Source organism: Mesorhizobium sp. M0292, assembly GCF_040321695.1.
Lineage (GTDB): Bacteria > Pseudomonadota > Alphaproteobacteria > Rhizobiales > Rhizobiaceae > Mesorhizobium.
This window is the reverse complement of record NZ_JAMYSB010000001.1, coordinates 274,842-290,610: the sequence shown is the minus strand read 5'-3', so window position 1 is coordinate 290,610 and position 15,769 is coordinate 274,842. Positions and strand designations below refer to the sequence as shown.

General features: G+C 61.3%; 16 protein-coding genes, 2 tRNA genes and 1 pseudogene. 11 read left to right on the top strand and 8 right to left on the bottom strand.

The window, feature by feature from the left end; translation table 11 throughout:
• Positions 1-24: 24 nt before the first annotated feature.
• The gene (locus NKI96_RS01450; protein WP_023697546.1) at positions 25-1,206 is read right to left on the bottom strand and encodes a M24 family metallopeptidase; all 1,182 of its coding nucleotides are present in this window, start codon (positions 1,204-1,206) and stop codon (positions 25-27) included.
• 212 nt (positions 1,207-1,418) lie between these two features.
• On the opposite strand from NKI96_RS01450, the gene NKI96_RS01445 reads away from it, so the two are divergent.
• The 5 genes from NKI96_RS01445 to NKI96_RS01425 all read left to right on the top strand — a co-directional run bounded on the left by NKI96_RS01445 (position 1,419) and on the right by NKI96_RS01425 (position 6,368).
• Complete coding sequence (locus tag NKI96_RS01445; protein WP_023694099.1) at positions 1,419-2,585, top strand: ROK family transcriptional regulator; 1,167 nt, start codon at positions 1,419-1,421, stop codon at positions 2,583-2,585.
• Positions 2,582-3,346, top strand: coding sequence for an ATP-binding cassette domain-containing protein (locus tag NKI96_RS01440; RefSeq protein ID WP_023726942.1), 765 nt, complete (start codon positions 2,582-2,584; stop codon positions 3,344-3,346). Before NKI96_RS01445 ends, NKI96_RS01440 begins: the two co-directional genes overlap by 4 nt.
• Positions 3,347-3,387: 41 nt before the next feature.
• Positions 3,388-4,428, top strand: a complete 1,041-nt coding sequence (locus NKI96_RS01435; protein ID WP_352802618.1) for a sugar ABC transporter substrate-binding protein — start codon at positions 3,388-3,390, stop codon at positions 4,426-4,428.
• 160 nt (positions 4,429-4,588) lie between these two features.
• The gene (locus tag NKI96_RS01430; RefSeq protein ID WP_023690226.1) at positions 4,589-5,584 is read left to right on the top strand and encodes an ABC transporter permease; all 996 of its coding nucleotides are present in this window, start codon (positions 4,589-4,591) and stop codon (positions 5,582-5,584) included.
• 13 nt (positions 5,585-5,597) lie between these two features.
• Positions 5,598-6,368, top strand: coding sequence for an SDR family oxidoreductase (locus NKI96_RS01425; RefSeq protein ID WP_023690227.1), 771 nt, complete (start codon positions 5,598-5,600; stop codon positions 6,366-6,368).
• On the opposite strand, the gene NKI96_RS01420 is transcribed toward NKI96_RS01425, so the two are convergent.
• Entirely contained in the window at positions 6,369-7,190 is an 822-nt protein-coding gene (locus NKI96_RS01420; RefSeq protein WP_352802615.1) for a M15 family metallopeptidase, read from the bottom strand. It abuts the gene before it with no gap.
• A 57-nt stretch (positions 7,191-7,247) separates the two neighbouring features.
• Here NKI96_RS01420 and NKI96_RS01415 point away from each other — a divergent pair, with 57 nt between their 5' ends.
• A complete protein-coding gene (locus NKI96_RS01415; RefSeq protein WP_245260656.1) occupies positions 7,248-7,829 on the top strand; it encodes a hypothetical protein in 582 nt (193 codons plus the stop codon).
• Positions 7,830-7,888: 59 nt separating this feature from the next.
• Here NKI96_RS01415 and NKI96_RS01410 read toward each other — a convergent pair.
• A tRNA-Val gene (locus tag NKI96_RS01410) sits at positions 7,889-7,964 on the bottom strand.
• Between the two features lie 218 nt (positions 7,965-8,182).
• Here NKI96_RS01410 and NKI96_RS01405 point away from each other — a divergent pair.
• Positions 8,183-8,259 (top strand) — tRNA-Asp (locus NKI96_RS01405).
• A gap of 45 nt (positions 8,260-8,304) precedes the next feature.
• Here the strand turns inward: NKI96_RS01405 and NKI96_RS01400 are convergent.
• The 3 genes and pseudogenes from NKI96_RS01400 to NKI96_RS01390 all read right to left on the bottom strand — a co-directional run.
• Positions 8,305-9,492 carry a site-specific integrase gene (locus NKI96_RS01400; protein ID WP_050587145.1) on the bottom strand — a complete coding sequence of 396 codons (1,188 nt, stop codon included), beginning with the start codon at positions 9,490-9,492 and terminating at the stop codon, positions 8,305-8,307.
• On the bottom strand, positions 9,485-9,775 hold the full coding sequence (locus NKI96_RS01395; protein ID WP_023690232.1) for a hypothetical protein: 291 nt from the start codon (positions 9,773-9,775) through the stop codon (positions 9,485-9,487). The genes NKI96_RS01400 and NKI96_RS01395 overlap by 8 nt, the downstream gene beginning before the upstream one ends.
• Positions 9,776-10,037: 262 nt before the next feature.
• Positions 10,038-10,231: pseudogene (locus tag NKI96_RS01390) on the bottom strand (adenylate/guanylate cyclase domain-containing protein); the annotation flags it as partial.
• Positions 10,232-10,698: 467 nt separating this feature from the next.
• Between NKI96_RS01390 and NKI96_RS01385 the strand changes: the two are divergent.
• From NKI96_RS01385 to NKI96_RS01370, 4 genes are all read left to right on the top strand, one after another.
• Positions 10,699-10,983: a hypothetical protein gene (locus NKI96_RS01385; RefSeq protein ID WP_023694089.1), complete on the top strand. Its 285-nt coding sequence runs from the start codon at positions 10,699-10,701 to the stop codon at positions 10,981-10,983.
• Positions 10,984-11,576: 593 nt separating this feature from the next.
• Positions 11,577-11,843 carry a hypothetical protein gene (locus NKI96_RS01380; protein ID WP_155921665.1) on the top strand — a complete coding sequence of 89 codons (267 nt, stop codon included), beginning with the start codon at positions 11,577-11,579 and terminating at the stop codon, positions 11,841-11,843.
• A 382-nt stretch (positions 11,844-12,225) separates the two neighbouring features.
• Complete coding sequence (locus NKI96_RS01375; RefSeq protein ID WP_023669226.1) at positions 12,226-12,525, top strand: DUF1236 domain-containing protein; 300 nt, start codon at positions 12,226-12,228, stop codon at positions 12,523-12,525.
• 323 nt (positions 12,526-12,848) lie between these two features.
• Positions 12,849-13,142 carry a helix-turn-helix domain-containing protein gene (locus NKI96_RS01370; protein WP_081725558.1) on the top strand — a complete coding sequence of 98 codons (294 nt, stop codon included), beginning with the start codon at positions 12,849-12,851 and terminating at the stop codon, positions 13,140-13,142.
• Between the two features lie 1,246 nt (positions 13,143-14,388).
• Here the strand turns inward: NKI96_RS01370 and NKI96_RS01365 are convergent.
• Positions 14,389-14,634 carry a hypothetical protein gene (locus NKI96_RS01365; RefSeq protein ID WP_023723634.1) on the bottom strand — a complete coding sequence of 82 codons (246 nt, stop codon included), beginning with the start codon at positions 14,632-14,634 and terminating at the stop codon, positions 14,389-14,391.
• A gap of 420 nt (positions 14,635-15,054) precedes the next feature.
• On the bottom strand, positions 15,055-15,768 hold the full coding sequence (locus tag NKI96_RS01360) for a HoxN/HupN/NixA family nickel/cobalt transporter (protein ID WP_023822419.1): 714 nt from the start codon (positions 15,766-15,768) through the stop codon (positions 15,055-15,057).
• Position 15,769 lies beyond the last annotated feature (1 nt).

The following is a 15,769-nucleotide window of genomic DNA, read 5'->3' as shown; positions in this document are numbered from 1 at the left end:
GTGGCGTCCGTCGTGGCTGACCGGTCAGGATTTGACATGGATGTCTCGCGGGAATTTGGTCAGCGTCTCATGGCCGGTCTCGGTCACCAGAATGGTCTCGCTGATCTCGATGCCCCAGCCATCCATCCACATGCCAAGAATGGAGTGCAGGACGTTGCCGGGTTGCAGCGCGGTCTTGTCGCCGGGCCGCAGGCTGATCGTGTGCTCGCCCCAATCCGGGGGATAAGCGACGCCGATGGAGTAGCCGATGCGCGATTCCTTCTTCAGCCCGTAGCGCTGGATAACCTTGCGCCATGCGGCCTCGACCGCTTCGGCTGTGGTCCCCGGCCTGACCGCGTCGAGCACCGCATCCATGCCTTCGATCACCGCCTTTGCGGTGTCGGCGACACGGGCCGGCGTCTTGCCGAGCTGCATCGTTCGGGCGAGGCCTGCGGCATAGCGGCGGCAGACACCGGCAAGTTCGAGCGCAATCGTTTCGTCCTTGCCGAAGCGCCGATCGCTCCACATGATGTGCGGAGCCGATGCATTCTCGCCGCCGAGGATGGTCGGCGGCAGTGCCGTGATGTCGCCGGCGAAGTCTGGACTGCCGGCAATCTGCGCCGCCTGGATCGCGGCAATCGCATCGCATTCGCGCACGCCTGGCGCGATGACTTCGAAGGCCCGCGAAACCGCCGATTCGGCAAGTGTCGACGCCTTGCGCAGATAAGCAATTTCGGGCGCGGATTTGACGGCGCGGATCCAGTTCACCAGCAGATCGGCGTCGTGCCATTTCGCATTGGGCAGGCCGGCGACGAGCCGGGCATGCGCCTTCGGCGAGAAATAATAGGCTTCGAGCTCGATGCCGATATGTCTCGCGCCCCAGCCCTTGGCGACGATGCAGGCCGCTATCCAGTCCATCGGATGGCGATCGGCGCGCTGCACGTGGTCCTCGGGGAAGCCGACCACATTCTCCGGCTTCATCCAGGCCGTCAGCAAGCCGCCTGCCGCATCCATGGCGCGGCCGATCCAGACCGGCTCGGCCTCGTTTTCGATCGGGACAAGCACGACCTGCGGCGTGTAGAACGACCAGCCGTCATAGCCGGTGATGTAATGCTGGTTGGCGACATCGTTGACGACCAGCAGTTCCAGCCCACGCGCCGCCATCTCAGCGCGGATCTTCTTGAGCCGCCGCTGGTACTCATCGCGCGCAAAAGGCAATTCGATCATCGGTTTTCCTGCTGGATCACTGGTCGGGCGAGCCCCGCGCCCGCCTGACGTCATTCACCATTGCGGTGGTTTCAGCCCGGCTGCAATCGGCCAGCGCGGCGCATGGGACAGGTCCTGCACCGCGTCTGGGAACCATTCCGAATTATTTTTGAATTCCATTTGACTGAATAAATTGCCTGTGCAAGTCTTAGCCTTCCTAAAGGGCGCGGGACATGGCACTGCGGGGAACCAATCAGGAGTTCGGGCGGCCTTACAACCGGCGCATCGTGCTGGAGTCCATCCGCCTTCACGGTCCCATAGCTCGCGGCGACATTGCCGGCCGCGTTGGCCTCACCGTCCAGACCGTATCGACCATCGTTCGCGAACTCGAAGAGCATGGCTATGTGCTGTCGCTGCGCGAAGAGCCGCGCGGACGCGGGTTGCCGCCGGCGACGCTCAGGATCAACCCCGAGGGCGGCTATGCCGTCGGCGTCCACCTCACCCCGCTGGGGATCGACGCGGCGCTCATCAATCTCAGCGGCGATGTCATCGAGAGCATGCATCGCGAGGCGCCGCATGCGACGCCCGACCATGCCTTCGAGCTGATCGGCGCGATGGTGCCCGAGCTGACCGCGTTGCGGCCCGGCGGACGCGTGCTCGGCATCGGCATGGCGCTGCCTGGACCGTTCGGCGTGGAGTCGATGAGCTTCGTCGGCCCGACGACCATGGCCGGCTGGAAGGATGTCGCGCTGCCGGAACGGCTGGCGGCGTCGACCGGGCTGCCGGCCTTCTTCGAAACCGACATGGCGGCGGCGGCCATGGGCGAACGGCTTTACGGTCTCGGCTCCGGTTATTCCGAATACTACTACCTCTATTTCGGCGTCGGCCTCGGCGGCGTCATCGTGCATGACGGCGCGGTGATGCGCGGCGCCTGGGGCAATGCCGGCGAAATCGGACACATCCCTGCCGTTCCCGGTGGCGAGCCTTGCCCATGCGGTAACAGCGGCTGCCTCGAACGGTATCTCTCGCTAGAAGCACGTCGCCGCCGCAACATCAGCGACGCCGCCTGGGTGGCCGAGATCGCGCCGATCTTCCGCAACGCCATCGTCACAATCGAGAATGTATTCGACCCCGAAACCGTCATCCTCGGCGGGCTCGCCCCCACCGACCTCCTGGAAAAGCTGGTCGGCGCGGCGGGACAGCTTCCCAATTCGGTCTCGGCGCGGCGCGACCGCAAGACACCGCGCGTGACGGTGGCGACCGGCGGCAAGCATTCGGTGCTGCGCGGCGCTGCCGCCCTTGCAGTGTCCGGTGTGCTTTCGCCGCGCTTCGGCCAGATGTTCATCGCCGAGCGCGAGCGCCGGTCCGACCTCATGCACAGCAAGGGAGTGGCGGCATGACCGAACCGCTGCTGGTACTCGAAAACGTCACCAAGAATTACGGCGCCATCCATGCGCTGAGAGGCATCAGCTTCTCGATCGGCAAGGGCGAAGTCGTGGCGCTGCTCGGCGACAACGGCGCCGGCAAGTCGACACTGGTCAAGATCATCGCCGGCGGCCTCGAGCCGAGCTCCGGCCGCATGCTGTTCGAGGGCAAGGAATTCCTGGCGAAAACGCCGGCCGAGGCCAAGGCTGCCGGCATCGAGACCGTCTACCAGGACCTGTCGCTCTGCACCAATGTGGACGTCGTCGCCAACTTCTTCATGGGCCGCGAGATCACCCGCAAGGTGCTCGGCATACCGATCCTCGACGAGCGCGCCATGGAGGCCGTCGTCGGCAAGGCGCTGGCCAGTGCCGGCACCCGCATTCCGTCGCTGCGCACCAATGTCGAGCATCTCTCGGGCGGCCAGCGCCAGGCCATCGAGCTCAACCGCTTCGTCCATTGGGGCGGCAAGCTGGTGCTGCTGGACGAGCCGTTCGCGGCACTCGGCGTCGAGCAGACCAGGCGCGGCCTCGAGATGATCCGCCAGGTGGCCAACCAGGGCATCGGCGTCGTGATCATCACCCACATCATGCAACAGGCTTTCCAGGTCGCCGACCGGATCGTGGTGATCCGGCAAGGCGTCGTGGCCGGCGATGTCGCACGCAACAAAACAAGTCCCGATGCGGTGATCAACATGATCACCGGTGAGACGCTTGCCGGTGCCGGACCGGCAAGTTGAGGGACAAAAGAGGGGTCCGGTATAAAAGAGGAGCGAACGACATGAAGCGAATACTGGTTCTTGTCTTCGGTATCCTGGCACTGGCTCTTGCCTCGCTCACGCCGGCATTGGCCCAGACCAAGGGCATCGTCTATTATATGGTTCCGACCCTGCTCGATGAATTCCAGACCGGCTCGGTGAGCGCGCTGGAGCTGTTCCTCAAGCAGGTCGGCTATGAGGTGAAAACACTCAACGCCGACAACAAGACCGACGCGCAGCAATCGCAGATGAACGACGTCATCGCGCTGAAGCCGGCGGCGATCATCCTGGCCGCCGTCGATTTCAACGCCTTGAAGCCGTCCATCGAAGCCGCCCGCGCGGCCGGCATCCCGGTGGTCGAGTTCGACCGCCAGATCACCTCGACCCCGTCCGACTTCACGTCGGTCGCGGGCACGGTCGAGATCGGCTACGTCGCCGCCGACCAGGCGCAAAAACTTCTGACCGCCAAGAACGGCTCGGTGAAGGGCAAGATTCTGCAGGTGCTGGGCGATCCCGGCGATCCCTACACGCTCGACATCCAGAAGGGTTTCGAGGAGAAGTTGAAGGCGTTCCCGGACGTCAAGATCATCTCGCTGCCGGCCATGCAATGGGAAGCCAGCAACGCCGGCACGATCGTTGCCGACCAGATGCTCGCCAACCCCGACATCGACCTGATCTTCAGCCATGCCGCGCATCTGTCGGTCGCTGCCGTCGCCTCGCTCGAGGCCGCCGGCAAGAAGCCGGGCGACGTCATGCTGATGAGCTCGAACGGCGCTCCGGTCGGTCTCGACCTGATCCGCAAGGGCTGGCTCAACGTCGAAGTCGAACAGCCGCTCTATGCGCAGGCCGCAGCCGTGGCGATGTTCATGGACAAGATCGCCGGCAAGCAGGAAATCAAGCCCGGCGAGTATGACGTGCTCGGCTTGAAGTCGACCGTGACCAAGGAAGCCTGGGGTCCCAACATCAAGATCCCGGGTGCCGCCATCACCAAGGAAAACGTCGACAATCCGGCCTTCTGGGGCAACCAGAAGCCGCCGACGGACACGATCAAGTCTGTCGAATAGTCGCCTAGCGAAGCGCTCCGGGCCATTGCGGCCCGGAGCCTGCCCATTCACGACGCCGCGTCCCAGGACACCGTGGCGAACCTAAACCCGCGCCTGAACCCGACGAAATCGAGTTGATTTCTCAGCCTGATTTTCTCGGGGGCGCCAACCGGATCAGCCCATGAACCCGCGCAGCCGCAAAGCCCTGGAGTTCGTCCTCGACAACCTCGTCTGGTTCATGCTGATCTTTGTGCTGGTTGTCTTTTCCGTCTTCGTCCCCAACTACTTCCAGCTCGGCATCTTCGCCAACATCATCGAGGCTTCGAGCGTTCTCGGCGTGATGTCGATCGGCCTGTCGCTGGTCATCATTGCCGGCCATATGGACCTGTCGGTGGAATCGGTGGCCGCACTCAGCGCCATGGCGGTCGGCATCCTGTTCTGCTCATCGGGCATCGGCATGGGCATACAGCTCAATCCGCAATGGCTGATGGTTCCGGTTTCGCTGCTGGTTGCGCTGGCCGTCGGCGGCCTCATCGGCGCCTTCAACGGCTATCTCGTGGTCAAGGTGAAGATGAGCGCCTTTATCATTACGCTGGCGTCCTACATCTGGGTGCGCGGCCTGGTGCTGGTGATTTCCGGCGGCCGCTCGGCACAGGATCTGGCGCCGGCCATCCGCTGGTTCGGCATCCAGCGAATGGCCGGCCTGCCGCTGACCGCCTGGATCGCCGTCGCCTGTTTCGTCCTGTTCTCGCTGATCATGGCCAAGACGCCGTTCGGCCGCCACCTCGTGATGATCGGCGGCAACGAGACCGCGACCTTCCGCGCCGGCATCCGCGTCAACCGCAATCTGATCATCGCCTTCGTACTTGCCGGCGCCATTGCCGGCCTCGCCGGCTGGCTGCTCGCCATCCGCACCTCGGGCGCCACCGCCAATCTCGGCACCGGGCTGTTGTTCAACGCCTTTGCCGCGGTCGTCATCGGCGGCGTCAGCCTGAAAGGCGGTGTCGGCACCTTGCCCGGCGTCTATGCCGGCGTGCTGCTGCTCTCCTCCATCAACACGGCAATCAACCTGATGGGCCTGCCGGCCAATTTCACCCAGGTGATCCATGGCCTGCTGGTGCTCGCCGCCGTGCTGCTCGACGCCTTCAAGCAAACCATTCGCCAAAGACTCGCATGACAGGACAGCTCACATGACAGGACGGCTGCAAGACAAGGTCGCGCTTATCGTCGGCAGCGCGCGCGGCATCGGCAAGGGCATTGCGCTGCGCTTTGCCGAGGAAGGCGCAAGGCTGGTCCTGGCCGACAGCGAGGCCGAAGCCGGCCAGGCGACCGCGGACGAGCTCGGCGCGGATTTCATTCGCACCGACATCTCGCAAATGGCCGATGCAGAAGCTGCGGTGGCGCTGGCGCTGAGCCGCCATGGCCGCCTCGACATCGTCGTGCAGAATGCCGGCATCTATCCCTGGCAGCTGATCGAAAACACCAGCCCGGACGACTGGGACCGGGTGATGGCGGTCAATCTGCGCGGCACGTTCAACGCCACGCTGGCGGCGCTGGCGCCGATGAAGGTGCAAGGTTACGGGCGCATGCTCTACACCTCGTCGATCACCGGTCCGCACGTCACCAGCCCCGGCCACGGCCACTATGCCGCCAGCAAGGCCGGCATCAACGGCTTCATCCGCTCGGCGGCGCTGGAATTTTCGGGCTACGGCATCACCGTCAACGGCGTCGAGCCCGGCAACATCCTGACCGAAGCGATCGAGCTGCATCGCGGCGCCGCCTACATCAAGAACATGGAGGATTCGATCCCGCTCGGACGCCTCGGCAGTCCGCGCGACGTCGCCAACGCCTTCCTGTTCCTCGCCTCCGACGATGCCAGCTACATCACCGGCACCACCATCGTCGTCGACGGCGGCCAGTTGCTGCCCGAAGGCAAGGATTTCCGGCTGCTGCCGCCGTGATCAGCCGGATTTCTTGTACAGCAGCAACTCAGGCCGGTACTCGAAGTGCATGGTGTCGTAGTGATACCAGCGCCCGCCCCAGATGAAGCCGTTTTTCTCGAACAATTCCACGATTTCCAGCGGAATCCGGTTCTTGAAGGGAATGTGGGCCTTCGGGTTGGTTTTGTTCCTGTTGTTGTACCAATAGTCGGAGAAGCCGACATTGATATCGAAGGCCGCTCCGAACGAGTGAACGCTCAACCGGTCGGTGCCGGCGATCGGCCGCCAGACAAAGCCGCCGCCGGGCTTGAGCCCGTAACGGCTCAGCTCTGCGGGCATCGCCTCAAGCGCAGCGGAGACCTTGCCCAGCCGGTCGTTGATGCCGAAAATCCTGGTGACCTGCACGGTCTTCTTGCCGAGCTTCGGCAACCATTTGACGTTGGCGATGTGCTTGCCCACCTCGGCGGCACTTGCCCCGTAGAGCTTCTCGAAGAAAGGTTCATTGCGGATACGGCCGGGATCGAAATCCTCCGCCGGGACCAGCGCGCCCTCGGCTGCTCTGGGATAGACGTAGCGAAACATGTCTTCGATGTCGGGGCTCTCAAGCAGCGCGTCGGCGTCGCGCGCCTTGCCGTCGTTCCACACCATGGTGGTGCCGTCGGTCCAGGTCAGGACATTGCCCGAAATGGTGAAAAGGCCGGGATAGGCCTTGAGCAAGGCTGCCTTGGCGGCGGGCTGGTCGACGCCGTCGCCGGCATTCCCTGCATAGGAGGAGCGTCCAGTGCCGACGATTGCCAATGCGAACAGCAACCGCAGCATCAGGCGCCCTGGATGATCCATCATTGTGCTGCCGTCCCGGAGGGCTTTCGTTCATCGTGCATTTAACAAGGCTGCTGTACCATGCTGGTCGAATCGAACGGGAGACAAATTGTGTCAAAAACCTTCAATGCTTTGATCCGGATGACGTTTACATTCATCTGCCTGGTCGGCCTGGCCTCGTCCGTGTCTATTCTTTTTCCAGCCACCGCATCCGCCCAGCGGATGCAGCGATGCGCCGACGAAGGCGAAATCTGCCGCCTGCCCTACCCCTCGGAAGTGGTCTACGGCGCGCGCGGGCAGACCACTTCGCGCTTCATCGATCGTCGTGCCGTGCCGTGTACGAATCGAGTCTTTGGCGACCCGGCGCCCGGCCGCGACAAGGCTTGCTATATCGTGAAGCGCGGGGGCGGTAACGACTATGGCGACAATGACGACGACGGCGACAATTACGGCGATGATGATTACGGCCAGGGCCGCGGCAGATGGGTGGCCTGCGCCCGAGAGAATCAGTTCTGTGATTTCCGTGGCCGCCAAGTGGTCAGATACGGAGCGCGCGGTCGGTTCACGCAAGGCGTTTTCAGGAACGGCGTGCGCTGCGGCAACGATGCCTTTGACGAGGATCCCGCTCCCCGTGCGAAGAAGACCTGCTACATCAGGAAGTAGACTGGTGCCGGCATGAAAGGGGTGCGGCTCTTTGAGGCCGCGCCCGGAATCCGGGATCTTGGTGGGCGATGACGGGCTCGAACCGCCGACATCTTCGGTGTAAACGAAGCGCTCTACCAACTGAGCTAATCGCCCGCTCCGGCCGGACCTTTAAGCGGTCGCAACCGGCTTCGCAAGGCCAAATGAACAGCTGCGAGCTTAGCCGCACAGTGGTTTTCGCGGGCAAAGTGCCGCCCATCAAAAAACCTTCTCCTGTTTGCGTTTATGCTGTCCAGCTGCGCTTGACACCCGGTGGCGAACCCCTTATCCACCGCCCCAACGACGAACACGGCTGACACGTGCTCGTCCAATGCGCGGGTGTAGCTCAGTTGGTTAGAGTGCCGGCCTGTCACGCCGGAGGTCGCGGGTTCGAGCCCCGTCACTCGCGCCATTAATTTCAAGGGGTTAGCTACCGCCCCTTGAAAAGTTTCAACTCTCATTCTGCGGAGAGTTTCAACTTTCTGTATTCGTTCCGTTCCAGGCCAAGCAGCTTTCTGCCCTTGCGGCGGCTGGCGTCAGCTGAGCGGACGGCGGCCAGATTGACCGGCATATAGGTCTTCTGCAGCGCCTTGTTCCCGTCGATCGAATTGCCCATCTTGGCCGAGATTGCCTCGACCGACGCGCCTCCGGCATTTGCCTCGACCGCGCCGGAACGCCGCATGTCCATCAGCCGCCGCTTCTCCGATGTCCCGAACACCAGCGTGCGCAGATCGGCAAAGTCGTCGACCAGAGAATCCTTGGTGTAAGGCACGCCGGCGCGCGGCCGGCCGCCCTTCGGGCCCGGCGCGAAACCGCGCGAGCGAAAGATCGGCGCATCGTCAAGCAGGGTGACGCCTAGTGATTCGACATAGGCCAGCACCAGGCGCTGCGTGCGTGACGACAGCGTGCCGAAAGCCGCCTCGCCACTCTTGCTGCGTGCAATCAGAAAACCCCATTCCTGTGCTGTCTGCATTGCCTGCGCCGGTGTGAGCGTGCGCACGTCGACGGGTGAGAAGCTCGTGTCCCACGCAACGGCGATGACGCAGGCCAGTCCGCGGTAGCCGGCGCGCCAGGCGCCCTTGACCATGCGCACCGCCTCGCCTGCCGTCCAGGTCTGGTGGCGCGGTGGTGGCGTCTGGCGGCGGATCGCCTGCGATGGGTCGGAGCCGGGCGGGCATAGCTTCATGCCGGCCATGACATTATAGAGCGAACGCCACGTCTTTACGGCACGGTAGGCGATGTCGACACCTTTGACCCGGAGCAGACGGCCATACCAGTCGTCGAGCAGCTCGAGGGTGATGTCGGCTGGCGGCAGGTCGGCGAAGTACGGCTCGATGAAGGTCCAGCCGCGTTCCCAATCCTCGCGGGTGCGCGGTGGCTTGCGCTTCCATGCATCCATGCGGCGATAGCGTGCAAAGGCGTCTCCGATGGAATCCTTTGGCCATACATGCAGGCGCGACGGCTCCTTGCCCTTGCGGAGTTCCTGCCAGCGGTCTTCCCACTCCCTGGCTATCGTCCAAGCCTCAGGCCCGTCGATTCCACAGGAAATGCATCTGAAGCCAGCTTCGACCATCTTCGGCGTCGGCAGCCAGTAGCCGTACCTGCCCTTACGGATGACGTAGTGCTTCAACTTGATCTTACCCAAGCGTCGCCAGCCTCGCTCTTGCAATGTCAATGCTAGACTGCCCGCCGGATCCCGATCCTGCAAGACCCGAGCGTCGATCGAGCCAGGAGTCGATCGCAACCATGTCGTAGTTGCCGGTGATTGGGCAGGCCTTGGGAAAGCCTTGATCCTGCAACGCGGGCAGCAATTCCATGAATTCCCGCAGCGTCAGGTGGAGATAACGCGCCGCCTTGACCGCCGGCACGAGCCGCGGCTGTACCGGGAAGCGGATAGATGACGGTTGTAATGTGTGGGTTTGGCTCATGGCACCAAAACTCTATCCACCGTCCATCGGGACAGCGGATGGGCGCTTGTCGTTGAGCGGGTGTGAATTTCGCCCGTGTCAGCACCTCCGCCGCACAGCATGCGATTTTCCTACTCCGTGATCTCGTTATTCCTGCATCGAGGGTGAATGAGAACTTAGAATAACGGCCTTTTTCCCCCATGCCTATTCGTCCAATCCTTAATTCGCAGAATCGGCGGCCACAGGGCGAGAATACTTATAATCGGCGGCTTCAAAGCCGCTACGCCCGGGCAACCCGGATACCCTCGGCGATGTTGACGCCACTACCCATCAGGTCGCCATCGTGCTCCTGCACGACGTCACCCAGGTGAATGCCAATCCGGAACTCAATGCGACGATACCGGGCACCCCGGCACTGTGCGTAGCAATAGCGTTTTGACGCGCGCAGCGGACTGCTTCCACAACGCTGCTGAACTCGAAAGCTGTGACAATGAAAAGTCCGCCACCGTGAGCCAGACCAGAAAACTCATATTTTAGCACCTGCGAAACAAAGCTCGCTATTCCGCGTTGAGGCTCGTCGAACAACGGAGCTTCACGAATGGATCCGGCAACTGCAGCTGTGATGATTTTGCTTTCTTGCAGTCCCGCCCAGGGAGTCTGCAAGCCACTCGATACATCACCGTCCATGTTCGGATCCCTTGAGACATGCGAGTTGGCGTTAGCCGTGAGGCTCGAGGGCGCTCCCAACGGGGAGATCGTGGGGCGATGCAGTTCGATTGATCCCTCCGCTACAGGTTCCGTTCCAGCCGGGTACAGCACGATTGTCGTCACGCGGGGCACAGGGGCGGGTGCGGTGAGCAGTCGCTACATCGTGCCACACAAAAACTGAAGCCAGCCACCGTGAGGCAGCGGGCTATTCATTCTCGACCGGACAATTATAGGCCTTGCCCTCCCTCTATGAAGCCATACTCGGCATCGATGGCTTCGCGCTCGTCGTCCGCTTCGCCATCGTCGTCGCCTTCCCTGTCATCGGTCCCGTTGACTTCGATGCCACCGGCCAGACAGGGTTCGAGATCCGGGTCGGGCTCTACGAAGTCGAGCAGCTACATCAGGCGTTCTTCATCTTCGATCGAGCGACGGACCGCCATGTCCGAAAGGCAGAGGTTCGTGGCTGGATAGCGAAGAATCGCACACGGCTTTCCTTCATTCGCATGGTTCGCAGAGATTAGCATTATCGCCTACTCTCATCTCGTCCGACGTCGTCTCCCTGAAAGCAGCGCCGGTTAGGCTCGGCGCCCTTCTTGGTTTCTCCCCGTATGTCAAAAGGAGGTCGCCGGGCCTTGCCAGGCCCCGCTGCTCATCGCTTGCGGGGTGTCCTGATGACTGAGCTTGGCCCCGTGGCCTAACGGCCAGAACCAAACGTTCCGAAAAGCTTTCCCAGGCTGGCGGCAGCCGAAGGGCTGCAGAAGAGGGATCGTCAGACCGCTCCTGGCGCACCACAGCGACACCACCAAGCTGTAAGTCAGGTCCATCGGCCCTGCTGATGAGTGCCCTTGGACAGATGGATTGCGTTTGCCACGAAAAAGGAATCGTACCGGCCCGTTCTCAGCACATCAGCCGGAACGGGCCATGGGCAGAAGCAGCCAACTGGCTAAAATCGCAAGACGACCGAAGGACCACGTCGGCGATAGCACCGGACCCGACGGCGCCCGTGTCGCCAGTAACTACGGCAGACTCTTCTCCAGCCGCGCCGGCGGCGGCGGCGCCGGTGGTAGTAATCTGGGTCGTAATCTTGGTCGTAATCTTGGTCGTAGTAGCGCCGATGGTTGACCGGCTCCACTTCCGCGTGAGTACCTTCGTTGTCGAAGGCGTCTGGCGCGTCGAGTTCTTCGAGAATGCCGCTTTTTGCCGCTGGAACACCGGCCAATGCGTTGATAGGCCGGACGGCGCTTGCAAAGGCTGCTGCCCCTGCAACGCCAAATATCGCTGTCAAAAAGGATCGCCGATCCATAGTAAACCTCCCAAGTTACATGAGCTGAACGAAGCGCCCCGCCTGCTGAAGGAGCAGGCCCAGCGCACGGTAAAATAGAGGATTCGCCAGCCGCTCAAGCAACTCGCGAATCCTATCAGCGCAGGAAGGGACCTGGCTGCGCCGATCCAAGACATGTCAGCTAAGGACGACCGCCATTACCAGAAAGGTAACGGCTGTTGCAAAAATCGGTGCGAGCAACCATCGCGCCTGGCCAACACTTTGATCCATTTGTTCTCTCCCGTTGTGGAGAACCAACAGGCTGAACCCTAATCCGTTCCGCCTAGTCCAAAGGTAAGACCATTGCGTTGTACGGTCGGACTTTAGACCAATCGGATTAGACAAAGGTGCGTAGGCGGGAACGTTTACCCCGGTTCAAAGTTGGTTGCCGGGCAGTGCGGGACGATGGTCGTCGTGTGCCGGTCCTTGCAGGAGAGAAGATATGAAGATGCACTTTGTGAACACCGCCGCAGCCATGTTGCTCTTGGCGGGGATCGGCTCCGCCGCCGCTGACGACATTATCATCCAGCCGGAACAGGACACGGTCATCCGTGAGTATGTCAAGAAGCAGCCCTTGGCTTCGGTGAACCTTCCCGGCGTGGAATTGAACGTCGGGACAGCTCTGCCGGAAACTGTGGAGATCCACGAGGTCCCGAACGTCAAATACCGTTACGTGGTGGTCGACAACCGCACGGTCCTGGTAGATCCGGGCACCCGCAAGATCGTGAAAGTTTACGACTGAGATTTCGAACGAACCCACGCTCGCCACCCTTGGGTGGCGAGTGTGTGCATTCAAACGCTACTCAGCCGGACAATTCAAATTGCCACTCAGCTGGACAATGAACATGACGAACCCTGAACTCGAGAGGACGCAAGCCCTGGTTGCCCGCTTGGCTGATCTCCAAGCAAGAATGCAGGCAGCACGTCTTGTTGGTGCCGAGGTAACAACCGTCCGAAAGGTTGCAGCCACAATCGATGACGGCTTGCGACAGGCCGGCCTCACACCGTTAGAAATCGCAGAAGGTCAAGGGGAACAGTTTAGCGATACTAAATGTTCGACTGGCTATGGACAGCCGAACCGTACTCTCAGCAGATCAAGTCAGAGCAGCACGAGCCCTACTGAACTGGCCGCGTGTGCGACTTGCCGCCAAGGCCAATCTTAGCGAGATGGTGATCAGCGATCTTGAGAACGGATACAGGAAACCGCGGCCCCACAACATCGCCGCCATCCGCAAAGCGTTTGAGGATGCCGGAATCGTTTTCACCGTCCAAGGCACTCCATCGCTAGCCCGCTCAGAAGGTGATAGCGGCCTAGCCGCCGATAATAGACGGTGGCGGGGCCGGGAGAAAAAAGGATAGCGGGGAAAAGCCCGTGTACCCACTGCACCCGATCTCTAAAGCGGCCGCTAACAAGGGCGGTTGTTCACTGACTTTGTGCTGGCGCTCACCTTTCTAAGGTGCCGCTCGAATATGGCCAGCTTCTCTTCGTAGCCGATCCGCACTCTGGACCTGCAACTATCGCATTTGAAACCGGCAATCGTTTTCAGCCAGGATCCCCTTCTCACCATACGGCGTGAACAGGAGGGGCATTGGAATTCTAAAGGTACGTCGCGCAGTTCATTTGATAGAGGCGCTGTGCAAGTTCTCCTCAGCGGCACGGCCACTGCAACAAAGTAGAAGGAGAAATGTTTCCGCTTCGGCCATTTACGCGGAGCAATCAGACCTAAGTCCAAATGCTGAAGGGGGCAGGCAAGCTGTTCCTTGCCCTTCGATCCGGATCGTCTCCGTGGCCTCACCATACTCGGCCGTAGCTCAAAGGCTCGTATCACCGGCCAGAACGCGCAGTTCATCCAGTGGAATGGGACAGGACCGGCAAAGCCTCGCGACCGAACTTCTCGAGATTAGACGGATCCGTTGGCCTTCCTCAGAGGCCATGGCATAAGATTCGAGCTCGATCGGCTGTCTTCCTTGCCCTTCTCTATAACGCGGACCAGCCGTTCTCAGCAGGCTTCGGCCACTCCACACTGTCTGAGTTTGTGTTCTGAACTGTGCCGCCCATCGCAGTTCCCTCCACCTCCAACAGGCTAATTACGGATTATAAGACCTGGGGAATCGATCTTTCAGGTGGAATCCGCATTAGCGCTGGATGTTGCATCGCGGCGCGGAGGGGTTTTATTAGCTCCCCCTCATCTTGACGCTGGCGCCGGCTGCTCCAAAGTCTTGGGCATGGCTCGGGGAAGTATCAAAGTTGGCGACGAGGTCGCAGTCACGGCGATTGTGCGCGGCCGCGTGACGCCCGATCGCATAAGCGTGACGATCCCCTCCTACGACTTCCCGCATTCTGTTGTCGATTCGACTTCGAAGGCTGTGATTGGCCAGCATATGAAATTGATCGGCCCTGTCACACGCATCGACGGGGACAAGGTAACCGTCAGCCTCCGGCCATTGGTGACTGTCGAGGCCGAGCACGTGCGCCTGGTCGAAAGCCACGTGGCGCTTCCGCGAGCGCGAAAAAGGCCGCTCGTTGACAAAGTTTAACTTGCCTGCCCACCCAAGGAACGGCCAGTGAAACTTTACCCATCACATCGGCTCTGGTCGCCTCCCGCTAGCTGCCGGCGCGTTGCGATATCGGCGCAGTAGACGGGTTGGCATTTTCCGAACTTTCCGCCATGTCGTCGCGATGACGTTGGCGAAGGCGCTTCAGCAGATCGCGTGAGGCTTGGATCGCCCTGCGCGATTGATCCATGTTCTGGCGAAACGTGGCGCGTTCCTCCATGGACTTCTGCCACTTCAGCAAGGTAGCCGTAGTCGCAGTAGCGGCTTGAGCGATTTCTATGGGCGTTGCAACCATCGCATCCTCCCAAAAAGGCAATGGTAAACGCAATCTCTATAGGCCCAACGAAGCCCTTTCTTCAATCAAAAACGACCATACGGCATACGGCAAAATGGCTATTCGGCGGGCCGCTCGACGGCGGCTTCGTCGACCTCGGCTTCCATCTCGTCTTGACGGTCTTGGTCTTACCAAAACCAGCCATCGCCACACCGTCAAAGCCCTGCAGCCACGCATCGGCATGTTCCTGCCAGTAAGCTGGCGCCTCACGCTCCTTGCCATCCTTGCGCGCTTGGGCGCCGTACATCCAGGCGTAGGTGGCGCGCTATTTCTTAGGCACCGCCATTTCCATCATCCTCCCAGAAATCCAGCAGCCTTGCGTGCCGCAGCTTCTCATCGCCTTTTCCTAAGAAAGGAGAGGGTCTGTGGACAGCTGTGGCTCTATCCGGCTGTAAGTTGCCAGACCGCTACGCTGGCGAGGGCAAGGCCCGCTGCGCCTTCGATTGCTCGCGATATGGTATCGAACAGCCGTGGCCTGCTGTCGAAAAAATGCACCAGGCGCTCCCGAAACAAGATCGACAGTACCGCCACGCTGGACAGCGTTAGGGCCACGCCCACCATCATGGTGATTGCCAACAGAATTCCAGCTCCCGGCACCCCTCTGGAAATCGCGAAGGTCATGACAAAAAGGGTCAGCGGGCACGGAATCAAACCGGCCATGACTCCAACGGCCTCGCCCTCATGCTTGTGATGGTGGCCGTGGCTCACCGAACGCCAAAGCATCCAGACGCCGATCAGCCCGAGCAGACCGCGACTCACACCCTCAAGCGGTGGTGCGCGTCCAACGCTGCCCAATGCAATCGAGACGAGCGGCAGGGAGAATACGGCGATCAGCACCGCTGTCGCCACGTGAGTGAAGGACAGCGTAATCGACACCAGGAGGCCGCGCGAAACCTTCGCATCCGAACCTGCAAGGTAAGTCGCCAAGACAGCCTTACTGTGGCCGGGCGTCAGAGCATGTGCCGCACCGAACAGGAGGCCCATCGGCAGAAAGGCAAGGAACGCAAGCCAATCACCGCCAACTGACAGCAGCTTTATCTGATCTGCGAGCGCCAGGTATATGGAGCGCTGAAATTCGACAAGCGCCTGGAACATC